This is a genomic window from Streptomyces sp. NBC_00986 (assembly GCF_045162565.1).
Lineage (GTDB): Bacteria > Actinomycetota > Actinomycetes > Streptomycetales > Streptomycetaceae > Streptomyces.
Genome location: NZ_CP108733.1, coordinates 4,674,636 through 4,688,620, shown reverse-complemented (window position 1 = coordinate 4,688,620; position 13,985 = coordinate 4,674,636). Strand labels below are relative to the sequence as shown.

Genomic DNA, 13,985 nt, shown 5'->3' with positions numbered 1-13,985 from the left:
ACCCGTGTCGGGGGCGCTGAGCCTAGAGATCGTGGACGTTTTCCCAGCCCTTGACGCCCAGGTGCTTGGCGTCCTGGTCGAGGGTGCGCGCCGCCAAACCGACGTTCGCTAGAGCCGCCGTGCTCGTGTCCGCGTCGGCCTGTTCGAGAATGGCCGTGCGGGACGTCAGAACCGCCTCGGCCCAGGCATGCGCCGCGTTCGCGAAGTCGCGCGTATCCGCGGGAGCGTCCTTTGCGAGATCGGCCAGCTTGGGAGTCACATACGCGGCCGTCTCCTTGACGCTTTGGATGTGGTCCTTCGCGTCCGCATCGTGCGCGGCGACAGCTTTGGACTCCATCTTGATCTCAGCACGTAGGCTGTCGATCTGGTGCGTGATCGGCTTGACCGACTCGGTGTCGTCGGTGCCGCCGCATCCTGTGAGTGCGGCTAGCACCGCCGCGGCAGCGGCTACCGCTGCAACAAGTCGCTTCATCACTATGACCCCCCGCCGCCGGTGCATCACTGCGATGCACAAGGCGTGTGGATCCTGCTACGCAGCGTCGAGCCCTGTCAACGCGCTGATCACGTGCTGCAAGTTGCCGAGGCGCTGCGGCGTGCCGCCGAACGTCCGCCCCGTGACCGCGATGTACCGGCCGGTCGCGTACACCTCGACCGAGCCGTCGTCGAGCCGCAGCCGACGCCCCGCGTCGCCCGGCAGCCGACCGTGCCCCCACACGTGCAGCCCGTCGCCGCCCTGCGACACCTCGACCCACGTCGAGCCGTCGACCGCGTCGAGGACGTTGCGCGCCCAACCCGCGACCGTGCCCTCGTCGTCGAGGCAGTGATCGAGGTCGAGGCAGACGACGCCGTCGCCGTCGAGGACGAACCCGAGCCCGACGCCCGCAGTCGAGCGGGCGGCGTCGCGGTACCGCGACCAGGACGCAGGGTCGGTGCTGCTCGCGGCCGCGCCGTCGACGGCGACCGGAACCTTCCGCGAGGTGCGCCGGATCCATCGCGGCCGGCTCGTCAGCTCGGCCGGGATCGCGCGGGCCGCGCGGTGAGCAGCAGCTCGGCACGCCGGCCGACAGAACCGCGCGTGCCGCCGGGCCGTGATCGGCATCGGCTCGTCGCAGTGCTCGCAGGGGCGCCTCGTCGTCATGAGTCCATGATATCTCGGCGTACGCTTTTAGCGCTCTGACCTGCATGTATTAGGTTCGTATCGGGTGTGCGGCAGGCTGAGAGGCGATGTGCGGCCCCTCAACCGCGCGCCATCAAATCAGCCTGCCGCATCCCTGCCCGCCCGCCAGCGGACCGCCCACGCCCCGCAGCGTGGCCGTTTTTCCCAGACCCGTACAGAACCAGGCCCGCAGCACCTCCCGAGCGCCAAAGGGGGCGGGGGTGGGAGTCACCCCCCAGGGTCGGGGCGTGAATTCGGGCGCCGGATCCGTCGATCTCGTCTGGTCGTACGCGAGTTGTCGCCCCGCGCGATCCCGTGAGCCTCTGACCTGCGGAAACGCGGCTAGATGCGTAAACATGCAGGTCAGGGCGTTGTGATGTAGCGCGCGAGGTTGCAGTTTCGCCTCGGTCGCCAAACTGCAGCGCCTGCACGGTAGTTGTGAGCCTCTGACCTGCGGTTTTGTGCATCGCCTTGCAAACGTGCAGGTCAGAGCGTTGCGGGCTCGTTCGGTACGTGCGCGCCTTCGTACGGGCTCGACGGGCTGTCGCCTCGGTCGCGGCCGCCTCTGTCGACTGCGTAAACGTGCAGGTCAGGGCGTTGTGATCGTCGTGCAGCGTGCTCGATTTGGTCGCCCGTTCGGTAGCTGTGCCGTCGGCCCTCAAATCGTGCGCCACGTACGAGAGTTGCAGCGCTCTGACCTGCATGTTTGTGCATGTCTGTCGAGCCTCGACTGTGCAGTGCGCGTGCCGATCGAGCAGTGTCTCGGGCTCACCTCGTACCGCACCGCTCTGACCTGCAGCGATGTACGCGTACGCGTGAACGTGCAGGTCAGGTGGGTGTAACTCCGGGTAGGGGGTGCCTAATTGGGGGAGGGGGTGTCAGATCAGGCCGGGGTGTCGCTCCGGGGGGCGGGTCATGCGTTCGGCCCACCGTGCGTCGTTGCCCTGGCGGCTGCTCTTCTTCGCGTGGCAGTCCACGCACAGCGCCTGCAGCATCTCGAGCCGGTGATCGTCCTTGGCGCCGATGTGGTCGACCTGATTCGCCGGGCGTGCGCACGCCCGGCCGTCGATCCGGTTGCGGCACCGGTACTCGTCGCGCTGCAGCACGGCCGGCCGGATCGCGGTGTACCAGTCGGGCGGCAGTTCGGCCCGTCGGTTGCTGCCGACCCATCCGCCGCTCATGCCTCGTCGTCCTGGTCGCGGCTGTCGTCGTACGGCTCGGCGCGCTCGGCGCTGCTGTCGAGTACGGCGTCGGGCGTGAACCCGAACGTCTTTCCTCGCTCTGTGGGTTGGTCGCTGCGCAGGGCGTCGAGGATGCGGAGCGCTGAGTTCTCGACGTCGTCGAGCTGCTTGCGGCTGTATCCCTTGGCTGTGATCTCGACCTCGCGGACCCCGTCTGACAGGTGTACGCGCATGGGACGGGGTCCTTTCGGAGGCGAGATCAACTGACGCCGGTTGCCTCGCCGTTGACCATGGTCGCGAGGACGCGCGCGGCGCCTTCCTTCTTCGCCGGAACTGGGATCATCATCACCTGATCGCCGTTCTCGACGGTGATGAACAACTGCGTCTGATCCTTCTTCAGCAGCAGCGCGAACACGCCGGTCAACAGGAGTCGGGTTGCGGTGACCCGCTTGCCTGCGTCCTCGCCCCGCTCGATGGTCATGCGTGCGCCGTCGATCGGTATCGGGTCCTGATTCGGAGCGCGGAACTTTCCCCCCATGACCGTGATGCCGGCGGACGCCGCGGCTTGGGTGATCTGTCGTTGGCGGTGCGCTGCGGCCTTTTCGGCGTCGGTCTTTTTACTGCCGAACACGGGTCCCCCCTCGTGGTTGTGAACGAGGGTCCATGGTGCCTGTGTTGCGGGGGATGTGACCAGGACGTACAGCGCGGGGCGGGCAGCAAACCCGCCATGGTTCGTATCTGTCTCCGCCCCGCGCGAGTGGGGGGCGCCTCGGGGGGGGAGTTGAGGCGGCGCCGTGCCGGTCGAGGGTGGGGTGCCCGGCCGGCTGTTGGGGGAATGACGAACGCCCCGCGGTGAGCGGGGCGTCGGGTGGTTTCTGTGTCCGGGCATGGTGGACTTGCCGCCAAGAATGCGACAGGTGATCGTCTGGAGTCAAGCGAGGGCGGCGTGTTGAGAGTGAGATCGGTTCGGGCGCTCGCCCGCTGCTACCTGTAGGCGATCTCTCTACGCCCGCCCCTATATATGGGAGGGGAGGGGAGCGCGCGCACGCGAGTCCCGAGGGAGTCCCCTAGGGACAGATCGCATTGACCTGCGGGGTCATGATCTTTCGGCTGATAGATGTAGCGCTCATTCGTCGATCTTTCGCCCGCCAATCGTCGATGAACCGCGTGCGATTCATGAATCATCGCCGTCTTTATGGAGGGGGAAGTTCACCCGTTCTACGTGCCCGTTCGAACTCGGCCATCGCTCGGATGCGGTCGTTGTCCATCTCGCCGCGCGCGCGAATGATCTTCTCCCAAGCGCCGACGAGCGCCGCTACGGCTGCCGTGAGGCCCGCCAGGATGGCCAGGAAGACAGTCACCGCTTGTGGGGCGTCCGGCGGAGTCAGGTGGCCGTGTTGATCCCAACTGTGGGTCAGGTCATACGTACCGAGGCATACGACCAGGACACAGCCGAAGACAACGACGTACAGCCCGTAGGTAAAGAGGCGCTCACGTTGCCGCAGCCACACCAGACGGTCGTTCCTACTTGATCGCGGGACCGAGCCCACATAGCCGTCACCTGCCAGCGACAGTGGGACTGGTCCCGCCCATGACCGGATTCGTACGTGGCGCGTATACAAAGCGAAAGGGAGGCCGATCGAAGCGGCCAGAACGGCTAGGTTGACGATCGTCAGCACAGACACGATTCATAGTGACGTACGACACGCCGCATCGTATGCGGAATGAGTCAACTGTTGTTGCGTCACATGACTGCGCCCTGTACTGCGAGGCGTGCGGTACAGGGCGCAGATGCGCCGGCCGGGGCGCTACTCGGTGTCGGCGACGGTCACGACGAGCTGCTGCAGCTTCCGCCCCCTGTTCGGCGCACCACAAGACGCGCAGCGTCTGGCGTCCCTTTACCGTCAAGGCATGTCAACTCCACCGGCGCCGGTCGAACCTGTTTCGGCCGTTGAGATCACCACCACGAGTGATCCATGGTCGCTCGCTGAGGTCGCAGAGTTCTTCGCTGACCTCGATTCGATCTATCTATACGCCCATGATCAGGCACAGCTCGCGGGCACCGCAGGGCGTCTCAAAGCCTTCGGTGACGATGTGCGAGAGGGCGACGCAGCCATCGATCGACCGGAGGTGGTGTTTCTTAGCCTCGCCTCGCCGATGGTGGTAGAACTCGCGACGTGGGCGCAGCAGCATCTCGACCCGAGCCTCGGTTGGATGTTCGCTTTTCTGCGTAGCTCGACCGGGCGAGGTGGCTTGTTTGGGGCGTTGCCGAACTACCACGAAGGGAGAGCGCGCTCTGCGGAAGCCAAGCTTCGCAAACTCAAAGCGGACCGTGCGATCGAGGCGATCGAGCGAGTGAAGCATCGGGTCGATGACGTCCAAATAGGGAAGCGTAGGAGGAAGAGGAAAGGGCACTGATTGCCCAGTGCCCCCTGTCCCTTCCTCGTTATCGGTGTGGCCCGTTCTGCGACTTCCAGCCGGCGAACGGACCCCGATTGTTCGTGATGTACGTCGGCGCCTCGCGCACCGCTCGGCGGCCGGTCGGCAGCGCCCATACGAGCCCGCACACCGCGGCGGCCGCGAGGAACTGCACGAGGCTGTCGACGAGGATCTGCAGCGCCTGCATGCCGAAGTAGGCGCCCACGCCCGCCCCGGCGGCGAACACGCCCTTCGCGGCGGTGCGTTGGGCCTGCGGGTCGATCCCGGACGGCGCGGCCGGCGCTACGGGCGCGGCCGGTACGTACTCGGGCCCGTATTGCGGGTACAGCATGCCGTCGATCCGCACATACCCGATCACCCGCATGCCGGGCGGCGCGGGCACGAGGCGCTGCTCGGCAGCCGGCACGACGTGCCCGACGACGGGCTGGTGCGTCGAGGGAACGTCGTACCGTCGCCGCGGCTCGGGCAGGTGCTGCGAGGGCATCGGGTCACTCACTTCGCGCTCGGTCGGGCAGGTAGAAGCGGGTCGAACGTCCGTCGCGGCGTGACTGCACCCCGTGCTGGGACCAGACCCTGAGTGCTCGGGTGACGGTGTCGCGCGAGTTGTAGGTGCCGGCCTCACGCAGCTCGTCTTTCGTGGCCGAGCCCATGCCGACGAACACGCGGTACAGGTCGGGCCATTCGTCGCGGTCGACGGACGTACCGTCGGGGTAGCGCAGCGGCGCGAACTGTTCGACCCACGGCTCGTCGGTGATCGCGGGCTGCGGCTCGGTGTCGCGCTTGTCGGTGTAGTAGAACCCGACCGCGTCGGCGATGACCTCGTCGGACACCCACTGCGCGCGGTACACGCGGCGCGGGTCGTCGTGGTCGGGGGTCTGTGCGAGGTACTTGCCGGGGGCGTCGAGTTCCTCGGGGTGCCATCCCTTGGACTGGCAGCCAGCGCCGAAGATGAACGGGGCGTGCCCCGACTCGCCCTGTCGGGTCGAGAGTCGGTTCGCGTAGTTGCCGCGGGCGTCAGTGTTGCCGCCAAACACTCTGCGGGACGGCTGCTGTGTGGCGCTCACGAACATGATCCCGAGGAACCGCACGATCGCGAGCAGCGACTCGTACAGCGCAGCGAGGTCGGGGTCTTGTCGTACGAGTTCGCCGAGTTCGTCGGTGAACACGAAGATCGCGTTCCCGTGCACGCCGGGCACCCACTTGCGCACGGGCCCGTTGCCCTCGGCCATGGACTGTTCCGACAGTGCCTTGAGAATGTCGCCGCGGCGGTGCGCCTCGTCGCGGATCCGTTCGAGCAGTGCCCGCGCCTCGTACTTGTTGCGGGCGACCTTCATCACGGGCGACCAGGGCCCGAGTTCGGGTGCGCCGGGCTTCATGTCGATGCCGTACAGGTCGGCGTCGACGCACTTCGCGAGTCGCACGATGATCAGGTTCAGGATGCCGGACTTCCCCCAGTCCGAGGCGCCCGCGATCAGCGTGTGCCGGTACATGAGGTCGAGGAACATCTCGTTGCCCTCGTCGTCGGCGCCGAGCAGCACGGGCACCGTGCACGTGCGCACGCCGTTGTCGACGAACGGGATCGTTCCGGCGAGCCGGTCGACGGTCGACAGCCGTACGACGAGTTGGTTCTCGGCGTCGCCGCGGCGCAGCGTGAGCCGGCCGGGCATGCCGAGGTTGTTCGCGAGCTGCGCCTGCCGCTTGATGATCGACTCGGGCGACGTGTTGCGGCCCATGGGCATGACGACGAGCGCGTGCCATCCATCCACGGTGCGGGTGAAGGCGAGCACGTCGGCCGGCGCCGAGCCGGTGAGGGCGTGGATAGCGCGGCGCAGTGCCGTTTCCTCGGGCGTGCCGCCGATCAGACCGGGGTCGGCTGCGTCGAGTCCCATCGCGGCGGGCACGACGCCCTTCGCCTTGACGGTGTCGAGCTGCAGTTTCATGCGTACGTTGCGCTGCTGCGCGAGCCATGGGCCGTATATGCCGTACGCGGCGCCGGTCGTGAGCCCGTACGCGGTCAGGGTCGGCCAGTCGAGCCCGGACCCGGCGGCGACCGCGACGTCGGCGAGGGCGACCGTTCCGGCGGCGCCTGCCTTGGCGATCGTGTCGTTCTTGCTCTTGAGCGCGAGTACGGCGGCGGTCGCCGAGCCGGCTGCGAGCAGACCGTATCCGAACGCCGGTCCGGCGCCCGGCTGCACGAGCCCGAGCACGGTCAAGGCGGCCGTGCCCCCGGCCGGTGCGAGTTCCCACCGCCGCCGCGAGATCCACGCGCCGACCCGCACGAGGGTGTCGACGCAGCGCTGCCACGAACGAGACGACGATGACGACGACGACGTGACGACGGCGAGCCCTGATCTGCGCTTTTCGATCTTCGAATTCGTCTCGGGGATCGTCGTCACGAGCTGCAGGTGCGGCACGTCGGTTTCGTCGTAGGGGTCGAGCTGCTCGGCGGTGCTCACAGGTACTGCCCCGTTCCGTCTGCGTGCTGCTCGGCGTCCGGACTCGCGGCGGCGGCTGGCGCATCGGTGGCGGTGTCCGCCGGGAGCACCTCGGCCTTCTTCCTGTTGTCGCGCGACTGCACGGTGCGGACGTACGACGCGTCGGCCTTTTCGTAGCCGTGCCGTGTCAGGTGCTGCGCGATCTGCGGCGCCGTCGCATCAGGCGCGACACGCATCACGGCGCGCACCGCGTCAGCCTTGTTCAGGCTGCGTCCGTGCAGCGCCTCGTCGATGCGGCGCAGCACGACAGCGGGGTCGGCGGGCTGCTGCGGCGACGGGGCTGCAGCTTCCTGATCTGCGGGTATCTCGGCTGCATCCTGCCGCGCCGCAGGTTGCACGGGCGACGCCTCAGGGGCGGGCGCGGCGGCGATCGCAACGGGCTGCCGCACTTCGATGACGAGGTGATGCGGCGCGGGTTGCGGCGGCGCATCATCCTCGCGCATCACGGTGACGCGTTCGGCGCCGCGCGCCGCATCGACGCGCCTCTCGGCTGCGGCGGCGACCTCGACGAGCCGCGCCTCGACGTGCTTGTCGAACACGCCGAACGACTTGCGCGGGTGCAGCAGCCAGGACAGGAATCCCAGCGCGGGCGCCGCCTCGGGTACGCGGCCACGGCGGCGCAGTTCTTCGCGGTGCTCGAACCGGTGCCACATCTCGAAGGCGAGTTCAGCGATCACGGGCGCGGCCGCCATGACGACCGAGCCGACGATCCCCCACCCTTCGAGCTGCGCGTGTTGCCAGTTGACCCATGACGAGGTGCCGATCATCGCGAGCATGGCGGCGCGTGGGGCGAGTCCGGAGTCGTCCGACGTCGCGTACTGCTGCGCGAGTCGGGCGAAGAAGAGGGCGGCGGCGTCGAACATCAGGCAGCCGAACAGGGCGATGGTCTTAGGGGCGTCGAATTGGTCGTGCAGCAGCGTGTACACGGACCACGTTCCGACGGCGAGGGCGGCGCCCATGACGAGGAACAGGGCAAGGCGGGTCGGCCAGTTCCGGCGCGTTCCCGATGTGGCGGGCATGGCGGGCTCTTCCTGCCGGGTCGGTCTGTCGGTCATGCGAACACGGTCCGGACGGCGCTCGCCGTGCCGACGCCGAGGAATTGCGCGATGCCGTATGCGATGCGCGGGAAGGCTCGGGCGAGCAGCGCGACGGCGGCGAGGGTGCACGTCGAGGTCAAGTGGTCGACGGCGAACCCGACGGCGGCGAACACGAGGTTCAGCACGGGACCGATCGCGGCGGGGAACGCCACGGCGAGCAACGCGAGTGCCCACAGCAGCAGGCGAAGGGAAAGCCCTGATCGGGTATGGGTGGCCTGCGGTGCGCCGCTACGATTCGTCACGGATCTGCCCTCTCGGCTTCACGGTCGGTGCGGGCCGGTCCACCCCGGCTCGTGGCGTACTGGCGCCGGCCGGGGTTTTCCGTGTGCAGAACCAACGTAGAAGCGACCTCTTTACATTGTCAAGAGGTCTAGGGGATGATGCCGACGTGCCCGAAGAGCCGACGACACCGAAGAGCGGTGATGATCTCTTGTCGATCGCGCAGATCTGCGCCGACTACGGGATCACCCGTCAAACGCTGCACGATCGCCGCACGGCCCCTGACAGCGGCTTTCCCGAGGGGGTCGGGCAGCCCGGCAGCACGCGCGTGAAGTGGCGCCGGCGTGATCTTGACACGTACTTCGCGGCGCACCCCGTGTCGCCCGGCCGCCGCACCGATCTGCAGCGCGGGGAGTAGGGCGCTGTCGACCCCGCCGAGTCCGTGATCGGTGGGGTCTTCCATGTCCGCATGGGGTGCGCCGAGCTGCAGTTGGTCGAGGGCAGGCAGAGCATGGTCGTATGGATGCGACGAGACCTGTGATCGTGAATCCGCCGTCGCCGAGTGGCGGCCGCCGGGTGCGGGTCGACGGTGAGATTCTCGGGCTCGCGCACAGCCTCGTCGACGTCGTCGAGTTTCTGCGCCGCGCCGGGCTCGAACTCGACCCGACAGAAGTCGCCGAGTCTGGCCTGATCGAATGGCGCGGCGGCGGCCCCCACGATTGGGGAACCGCCGCCGATCGGTGAGCCTAGATCTCGCTCGATGGCTGCAACGCTGCCCATGCCTGGGACAACGCGAGCAATGCCGCGTGCCCGTTTCTGTAGGTTCCGTTCTGTACTTGGTCGATGCGAACGGTCTCGGCGCCCTGCTTGATTGCCATCAAGAGTTCTAGCCGAGCCTCGTCGTTCTCGGTCTTTATGTTCGGGACGTCATCGCCTTTGCTCATGTCGCCGTCCTTTTGTCGTGCTCACTTTCATCATCATCCCGACTGCGCTGAGTCGCACCTGCAGGTATAGAGGCTGCTACGCGGCCGTTTGTCGACCGCGAGCTGCTGCTCGCTGCCGCGCCCGATCGTCGGCCCGCTTCCGGCGCCGAACCGCCTCGCCGAGTTCCCGCTGCAGGGTGGCGAGCTGCGCGGCCGTCGACCACGTGCGGCGGGCGGAATCGAGCCCGACCGGCGCCATGCAGTCGGGACCGGCGCACGACACGATGTCGTCCTCGCCGCCGCCCGCGTGCATCGTGAGATCGCTGCCGCAGTACGGGCACGGCTGATCCATCGTCACGGCGTACCGGTCGACCGTGCCGCCGATCGTCCGCTCGATCCGGCGCGCAGCCCCGCGGGCGACTAGCCCGATCGCCGCCCGGTGATGATCGCGCAGTGGCAGGCACGGCCCCTCGTCGCCGCGCAGCCGGCCGAGCAGCCACTCGGCCGCCCGAACCGCGGAGCGCTCACCCATGGTGAAGTGCCACCGGGCGGGGTCGGCCCCGTCCCGCGCGGCGAGCATGCCGAGGGCGAGCCCGACCGGGTCGCCCGGGATCGCCCGGCGCAGCGGCTCGACCGTGTCGCGCTGGATCTCGGCCGCGACCTGGTCGGCGATCGAGCACAGTGCGACCTCGACGGCACGACACGCGTCGACGATGTGCAGCCGCAGCGGCACCGGTCGCTCGCCGAGCTGTTCGGGTTGCCGGTCGGGGCGCGGCAGGTGGCTTCGGCCCTCGCCGACGTAGTCGCAGTGCAGGCACTCGTACCGGGGCCGACCGTGCTCGTCGGTCTTGGTCACGAGGTGCTGCGCGTGCTGCAGCAACAGGGCGGTCTCGTCGCGGTCGTGCTCATCGAGGGAGCGCAGGTACTCGGCCTTGCCCATGGCCGGAGGCCACGTGTCCGAGGTCTGTGAGGTGTCGATCAGGGCTCGCAAGTGTGTCCAGTGGTCGACGACGACCTGCAGGTCGTCGAGGGCGGTACGGGGACGGGTGGTGTGCTGCATGGTGAGCGCTCCTGTGGTGCGTGGGGCGTAGGCTGATCACACCGCGAAGGGGTACGGGGCGCCCGGTGCTTGCCGGCTTGGGGCGCCCCGCCGTCGTGTCAGCTCTCGTCGTCATCCATCGGTGGCGGTCCGACGTACAACCGGGCCCGCCCTGCGAGTTCTGCGCGCTCGCGCTCGAACCATCGATCGGGATCGAACCCCCATCGGGCGGCGTCCCACTCGGTCGCCCGGTCGCGGTAGTCGAGCCACGTGTCGAGCAGCAGATCGACCGAGCCGGGGTCGCTCGCGAACCGCAGTCGCACGGCGAGCGCCTCGAATGCCTTCGGCGAGGCGGCCATGACTACTCCTCCGGTCCGGTGCTCGGCATGAACCGCGAGATCTGCCGCATTGCGCGCGCCTCGACGAGATCCCACGCACGCGCGGCGTCGGCGAGGGTGCTGCGCCGCAGTCTCATCACGGTGTGGTGGGCGTTGACCGCCTCGGGCAGCGACGTTGCCTCGGGCAGGTCGAGGCGGCGCTCGATCCGGCCGACGGCGGCGCGGTCGAGGATCGCGTCGAGCTCGGCGAACAGCCGTGCGTCGTAGTGCGGGTGCCGGTGTCGCCACGCCCGGATCTCGTCGAGCGCGGCGTACAGGGGGTCGGTCGCCGTCTTGACGGCGTCGGTCCGGGCAGCGGTGTTGTCCACGGGGTTCCTCACAGTCTGTGGATGGCGGCGAGTTACAGCGGCGGCAGGTTGTCGATGCGACGGCCCCTCGGCTTGCGGCGGCGCGTCACGGGGGTGCACTCGCCGGCGAGCGGGTCGGGCCCGTACAACCAGTCGAGGGCGGCCGCGAGTTCGTCGTCGGACAGCTCGGCGAGCGACTCGACGTCGTCGGGGTCGAGGCCGGCGAGGTCGTCGGGCTCACTCATGCCGCCTCGCCGGTACCGGTGTTCAGCCACGGCGCGAGCGCGCCGAGCACGACCTCGACGCGCCCCTCGGTGCGGTCGGCGACGCACCTGCAGGTCGAGGTCCGCGAGCACTTCGGGCACGGAACGGGCCGGCGCAGTGCGTGTTCGAGGACGCGCCGCAGAACGAGCGGGGCGGCGACCGCTGTATCGCCCGCGCCCGTGGGCGTGGGCGTAGTGAGCTGCTGCTCGTCGCCCTGGTCGACGAGCACGATCTCGGTCGCGCCCTGGTGCCCATGGATGAACTCGACGCTCACGCGGCCCCGGTCCCAGAACACGGCGCTCGGGTGCTCGCCGCGCCACCGGATGTTCGCGGTTCCGTCCGGCCACAGCACGCCGTCGGCGACGTTCCCGTCGCCGCTCACCCCGCTCACGTCGTGGTGTCGGCGCACGGTGAAGCGGAGCGGAACGAGCTGCTGCTCGGGCCGGACGACGGTCCGGCCGGTCAGTTCGCGGGTGGCCTCGTCAATGAGCGCCTGCGCCGCCTCGGCATCAATGGCGCGGCGGGCGAACGCGAGCAGTGCCTCGGTGGCGGTCATCGTGGGATCGGTCATCGCTGCGCTTCCTTCTCGATCGGTGGGGCGTACTTGTCGAGCACGGCGGACGCGACGGCAGCCACGAGGAACACGACGGCGCAAGCGGCCGCGACCATGGCGGCGATGCCGAGGTATCCGACGGCGGCGGGCTCGGTCATGCGGCGCCTGCCTGCCGGTAGCGCAGGTGCACGCCGTAGCCGTTCTCGTGATCGATCTCGGCGACCGCGGCGGCGAGTTCGGCGCCCCGGCGCGGCCCCTCGGGGTCGGGTTCGCCCGGCCGGTGCTCGCCGGGGCGCGGCCCGCCGAACGAGCCTGTCGGGTACAACTCGGCGAGCAGCGGATCACGTTGCTTCACGGCTGATCTCCCTTGCTGTTGGTGGACTGCGCCGCCTGGTACACGTCGCGGCGCGAGGGGTGAAGCCCGGTCATCACGCGGCCGCTGCCCGGCAGATGGCAGGGGCGGCCCGGTGAGGACCCGCACACCGGGCAGTGCACGGCCTGCTCGGGCGGTCCGGCTGGCCGCTCGCGCCTCGGGAACCGGCTCTGTTTCGCCTCGCGGAACTCGTCGTTCGCAGGCACGAGTTCGACGGTCCGATCGCCGCCGAGCCGGCTGCCGACGGCGGGCAGCAGCTCGCGCAGTCCGACGGGCTCGGCGGCGCCGACGGCGACTGCGGCCCGCTGCGCGCGCAGTGCCTTGACGTAGCCATTGCCGTACCGGTCGTCGGGGTCGACGTCGGGGTGATCGGTCGGCTCGAATGTGCCCGTCGACCGGCTGAGCCGGTCGCGCACCTGATCGCGCCAACGACTTGCGATGTCCTTCGGCATGACCGGCCACGCACTCTCGGCGTAGTGGCGGCCGACCGCCTCGCCGGCGAACTGCAGCGGCACGTCGCGCAGCACGGCGGCCCACATCGTGACCTGCGCCTCTTGCTCTGCCTCGTCGGCCCGCACGACGCGGTCGTCGACGAGGGCGATCCGTTCGAGTAGGTCGATGACCTCGTCGACCCTCATGCGGTGTCTCCGTTCAGGCGGCCGCGCAGCCGGTCGAGGCCGGCGCGCTGCTGCTGGCTCTTGGTCACCGCGCCGAACTGCACAACGTTGCCGCCGGGGGCCGGCTGTTGCTCGGTGCGCTCGTTCTCGGCCCACTGCTGCCAGCGCCCGCCCCACGCGGCCGCCTGCACCTGGTCGTCGAGCATCCGCTGCCTGAACTTGCGGGTGACGGCGTCGAGTTGCTGCGCGGTGAGCTGCTCGCGGCCGCCGTCGGCGCGGGCGAGCTGCGCCGCCTGCACGTCGTCGTCGTTCGGCTGCCAATCGGCGGCGATCAGAGAGAGAGGTGCGCGACCGCGCCCGCTACCTCCTGCAGCCGACTCTCTACCTGCACCCCCCTTGTGGGAGGGGAGGGGAGGGGAGGGGAACGCGCGCGCGTGAGTCCCCGAGTCGTCCCCTGGGGACGCAGCGCCCTGACCTGCGGGCCCGTCATTTTTCGGCGCGTCATTCGTTGACGAATCGTCGTCGAATCCGTCGCGATTCTCGTACGGATCGCTGCCGGATCCGTTGCGATTCGTCTGCGAATCCTGCCCCGAGCGCTGTCGCCGCTTCTTCTCGGCGGCCCGCTCGCGCTTCGCGAGGACGTCGCGGCGCGACGGGTTGTAGATCAAGTAGTCGTGAATCGTGAAGTCGCCGCGAGCCGGCTGCAGGCACTTGGGGTGAGCGCAGTCGTGCCCCGCCATGTGCCACAGCCCGGACGCGACGAGCTTCGTGATCTGTGGCTTCGAGCCGTACATCTTGGCGATGTCTCCGGGCACGATGCCGTCGGTCAGGTGCCGGGCCGCATACGCGCCCGTCCGCGCCCACAGCCCGATCGCCGCGTTCCCGGCGGCGACGAACTTCGGGTGGCTGTCGGCGTTGTCGTCAACGACGAACCATGGCATCGG

Annotated in this window: 23 protein-coding genes; 3 read left to right on the top strand and 20 right to left on the bottom strand. The window is 69.1% G+C overall.

Annotated elements, in window-relative coordinates; translation table 11 throughout:
- Positions 1–22: 22 nt before the first annotated feature.
- The 6 genes from OG504_RS20290 to OG504_RS20265 form a co-directional block, all read right to left on the bottom strand.
- Complete coding sequence (locus tag OG504_RS20290) at positions 23–472, bottom strand: hypothetical protein (protein WP_405991091.1); 450 nt, start codon at positions 470–472, stop codon at positions 23–25.
- A gap of 57 nt (positions 473–529) precedes the next feature.
- Positions 530–1,138 carry a bifunctional DNA primase/polymerase gene (locus OG504_RS20285; protein ID WP_405991090.1) on the bottom strand — a complete coding sequence of 203 codons (609 nt, stop codon included), beginning with the start codon at positions 1,136–1,138 and terminating at the stop codon, positions 530–532.
- Positions 1,139–2,034: 896 nt separating this feature from the next.
- On the bottom strand, positions 2,035–2,337 hold the full coding sequence (locus OG504_RS20280; RefSeq protein WP_405991089.1) for an HNH endonuclease: 303 nt from the start codon (positions 2,335–2,337) through the stop codon (positions 2,035–2,037).
- On the bottom strand, positions 2,334–2,570 hold the full coding sequence (locus OG504_RS20275; protein ID WP_405991088.1) for a hypothetical protein: 237 nt from the start codon (positions 2,568–2,570) through the stop codon (positions 2,334–2,336). The genes OG504_RS20280 and OG504_RS20275 overlap by 4 nt, the downstream gene beginning before the upstream one ends.
- Positions 2,571–2,596: 26 nt before the next feature.
- Positions 2,597–2,968 (bottom strand): hypothetical protein, encoded by a 372-nt coding sequence (locus tag OG504_RS20270; protein WP_405991087.1) that lies wholly within the window; start codon positions 2,966–2,968, stop codon positions 2,597–2,599.
- A 562-nt stretch (positions 2,969–3,530) separates the two neighbouring features.
- Complete coding sequence (locus OG504_RS20265) at positions 3,531–4,022, bottom strand: hypothetical protein (RefSeq protein WP_405991086.1); 492 nt, start codon at positions 4,020–4,022, stop codon at positions 3,531–3,533.
- 226 nt (positions 4,023–4,248) lie between these two features.
- Between OG504_RS20265 and OG504_RS20260 the strand changes: the two genes are divergently transcribed.
- Complete coding sequence (locus tag OG504_RS20260) at positions 4,249–4,755, top strand: hypothetical protein (protein ID WP_405991085.1); 507 nt, start codon at positions 4,249–4,251, stop codon at positions 4,753–4,755.
- 28 nt (positions 4,756–4,783) lie between these two features.
- Here OG504_RS20260 and OG504_RS20255 read toward each other — a convergent pair whose 3' ends face one another.
- Genes OG504_RS20255 through OG504_RS20240 form a run of 4 tightly spaced genes read right to left on the bottom strand, consistent with a single transcriptional unit; the run spans position 4,784 to position 8,610 of the window.
- A complete protein-coding gene (locus OG504_RS20255) occupies positions 4,784–5,260 on the bottom strand; it encodes a hypothetical protein (protein ID WP_405991084.1) in 477 nt (158 codons plus the stop codon).
- A 4-nt stretch (positions 5,261–5,264) separates the two neighbouring features.
- Positions 5,265–7,232, bottom strand: coding sequence for an FtsK/SpoIIIE domain-containing protein (locus OG504_RS20250; RefSeq protein ID WP_405991083.1), 1,968 nt, complete (start codon positions 7,230–7,232; stop codon positions 5,265–5,267).
- Positions 7,229–8,326: a DUF2637 domain-containing protein gene (locus OG504_RS20245; RefSeq protein WP_405991082.1), complete on the bottom strand. Its 1,098-nt coding sequence runs from the start codon at positions 8,324–8,326 to the stop codon at positions 7,229–7,231. The genes OG504_RS20250 and OG504_RS20245 overlap by 4 nt, the downstream gene beginning before the upstream one ends.
- A complete protein-coding gene (locus OG504_RS20240; RefSeq protein ID WP_405991081.1) occupies positions 8,323–8,610 on the bottom strand; it encodes a hypothetical protein in 288 nt (95 codons plus the stop codon). Before OG504_RS20240 ends, OG504_RS20245 begins: the two co-directional genes overlap by 4 nt.
- Before the next feature lie 146 nt (positions 8,611–8,756).
- On the opposite strand from OG504_RS20240, the gene OG504_RS20235 reads away from it, so the two are divergent.
- Positions 8,757–9,005, top strand: a complete 249-nt coding sequence (locus OG504_RS20235; RefSeq protein WP_405991080.1) for a hypothetical protein — start codon at positions 8,757–8,759, stop codon at positions 9,003–9,005.
- A gap of 101 nt (positions 9,006–9,106) precedes the next feature.
- Positions 9,107–9,331, top strand: coding sequence for a hypothetical protein (locus OG504_RS20230; protein ID WP_405991079.1), 225 nt, complete (start codon positions 9,107–9,109; stop codon positions 9,329–9,331).
- 2 nt (positions 9,332–9,333) lie between these two features.
- Here OG504_RS20230 and OG504_RS20225 read toward each other — a convergent pair whose 3' ends face one another.
- From OG504_RS20225 to OG504_RS20180, 10 genes are all read right to left on the bottom strand, one after another.
- Positions 9,334–9,531, bottom strand: coding sequence for a hypothetical protein (locus OG504_RS20225; RefSeq protein ID WP_405991078.1), 198 nt, complete (start codon positions 9,529–9,531; stop codon positions 9,334–9,336).
- A 76-nt stretch (positions 9,532–9,607) separates the two neighbouring features.
- The gene (locus OG504_RS20220) at positions 9,608–10,570 is read right to left on the bottom strand and encodes a hypothetical protein (protein WP_405991077.1); all 963 of its coding nucleotides are present in this window, start codon (positions 10,568–10,570) and stop codon (positions 9,608–9,610) included.
- Positions 10,571–10,668: 98 nt separating this feature from the next.
- On the bottom strand, positions 10,669–10,908 hold the full coding sequence (locus OG504_RS20215) for a hypothetical protein (protein ID WP_405991076.1): 240 nt from the start codon (positions 10,906–10,908) through the stop codon (positions 10,669–10,671).
- 2 nt (positions 10,909–10,910) lie between these two features.
- A complete protein-coding gene (locus OG504_RS20210; RefSeq protein WP_405991075.1) occupies positions 10,911–11,255 on the bottom strand; it encodes a hypothetical protein in 345 nt (114 codons plus the stop codon).
- Between the two features lie 32 nt (positions 11,256–11,287).
- Positions 11,288–11,479, bottom strand: coding sequence for a hypothetical protein (locus OG504_RS20205; protein WP_405991074.1), 192 nt, complete (start codon positions 11,477–11,479; stop codon positions 11,288–11,290).
- Positions 11,476–12,069 carry a hypothetical protein gene (locus OG504_RS20200; RefSeq protein WP_405991073.1) on the bottom strand — a complete coding sequence of 198 codons (594 nt, stop codon included), beginning with the start codon at positions 12,067–12,069 and terminating at the stop codon, positions 11,476–11,478. The genes OG504_RS20205 and OG504_RS20200 overlap by 4 nt, the downstream gene beginning before the upstream one ends.
- Positions 12,066–12,209 carry a hypothetical protein gene (locus OG504_RS20195; RefSeq protein ID WP_405991072.1) on the bottom strand — a complete coding sequence of 48 codons (144 nt, stop codon included), beginning with the start codon at positions 12,207–12,209 and terminating at the stop codon, positions 12,066–12,068. The genes OG504_RS20200 and OG504_RS20195 overlap by 4 nt, the downstream gene beginning before the upstream one ends.
- Positions 12,206–12,406, bottom strand: a complete 201-nt coding sequence (locus OG504_RS20190) for a hypothetical protein (RefSeq protein WP_405991071.1) — start codon at positions 12,404–12,406, stop codon at positions 12,206–12,208. Before OG504_RS20190 ends, OG504_RS20195 begins: the two co-directional genes overlap by 4 nt.
- Positions 12,403–13,062, bottom strand: a complete 660-nt coding sequence (locus OG504_RS20185; RefSeq protein ID WP_405991070.1) for a hypothetical protein — start codon at positions 13,060–13,062, stop codon at positions 12,403–12,405. Before OG504_RS20185 ends, OG504_RS20190 begins: the two co-directional genes overlap by 4 nt.
- A complete protein-coding gene (locus OG504_RS20180) occupies positions 13,059–13,982 on the bottom strand; it encodes a hypothetical protein (protein WP_405991069.1) in 924 nt (307 codons plus the stop codon). Before OG504_RS20180 ends, OG504_RS20185 begins: the two co-directional genes overlap by 4 nt.
- Between the last annotated feature and the right edge of the window lie 3 nt (positions 13,983–13,985).

Bases quoted from the DNA above. Each gene is read 5' to 3' on its own strand.
- OG504_RS20290 (WP_405991091.1), bottom strand. From the start codon at position 472: ATGAAGCGACTTGTTGCAGCGGTAGCCGCTGCCGCGGCGGTGCTAGCC.
- OG504_RS20285 (WP_405991090.1), bottom strand. From the start codon at position 1,138: ATGACGACGAGGCGCCCCTGCGAGCACTGCGACGAGCCGATGCCGATC.
- OG504_RS20280 (WP_405991089.1), bottom strand. From the start codon at position 2,337: ATGAGCGGCGGATGGGTCGGCAGCAACCGACGGGCCGAACTGCCGCCC.
- OG504_RS20275 (WP_405991088.1), bottom strand. From the start codon at position 2,570: ATGCGCGTACACCTGTCAGACGGGGTCCGCGAGGTCGAGATCACAGCC.
- OG504_RS20260 (WP_405991085.1), top strand. From the start codon at position 4,249: ATGTCAACTCCACCGGCGCCGGTCGAACCTGTTTCGGCCGTTGAGATC.
- OG504_RS20255 (WP_405991084.1), bottom strand. From the start codon at position 5,260: ATGCCCTCGCAGCACCTGCCCGAGCCGCGGCGACGGTACGACGTTCCC.
- OG504_RS20245 (WP_405991082.1), bottom strand. From the start codon at position 8,326: ATGACCGACAGACCGACCCGGCAGGAAGAGCCCGCCATGCCCGCCACA.
- OG504_RS20230 (WP_405991079.1), top strand. From the start codon at position 9,107: ATGGATGCGACGAGACCTGTGATCGTGAATCCGCCGTCGCCGAGTGGC.
- OG504_RS20225 (WP_405991078.1), bottom strand. From the start codon at position 9,531: ATGAGCAAAGGCGATGACGTCCCGAACATAAAGACCGAGAACGACGAG.
- OG504_RS20220 (WP_405991077.1), bottom strand. From the start codon at position 10,570: ATGCAGCACACCACCCGTCCCCGTACCGCCCTCGACGACCTGCAGGTC.
- OG504_RS20215 (WP_405991076.1), bottom strand. From the start codon at position 10,908: ATGGCCGCCTCGCCGAAGGCATTCGAGGCGCTCGCCGTGCGACTGCGG.
- OG504_RS20205 (WP_405991074.1), bottom strand. From the start codon at position 11,479: ATGAGTGAGCCCGACGACCTCGCCGGCCTCGACCCCGACGACGTCGAG.
- OG504_RS20200 (WP_405991073.1), bottom strand. From the start codon at position 12,069: ATGACCGATCCCACGATGACCGCCACCGAGGCACTGCTCGCGTTCGCC.
- OG504_RS20195 (WP_405991072.1), bottom strand. From the start codon at position 12,209: ATGACCGAGCCCGCCGCCGTCGGATACCTCGGCATCGCCGCCATGGTC.
- OG504_RS20185 (WP_405991070.1), bottom strand. From the start codon at position 13,062: ATGAGGGTCGACGAGGTCATCGACCTACTCGAACGGATCGCCCTCGTC.
- OG504_RS20180 (WP_405991069.1), bottom strand. From the start codon at position 13,982: ATGCCATGGTTCGTCGTTGACGACAACGCCGACAGCCACCCGAAGTTC.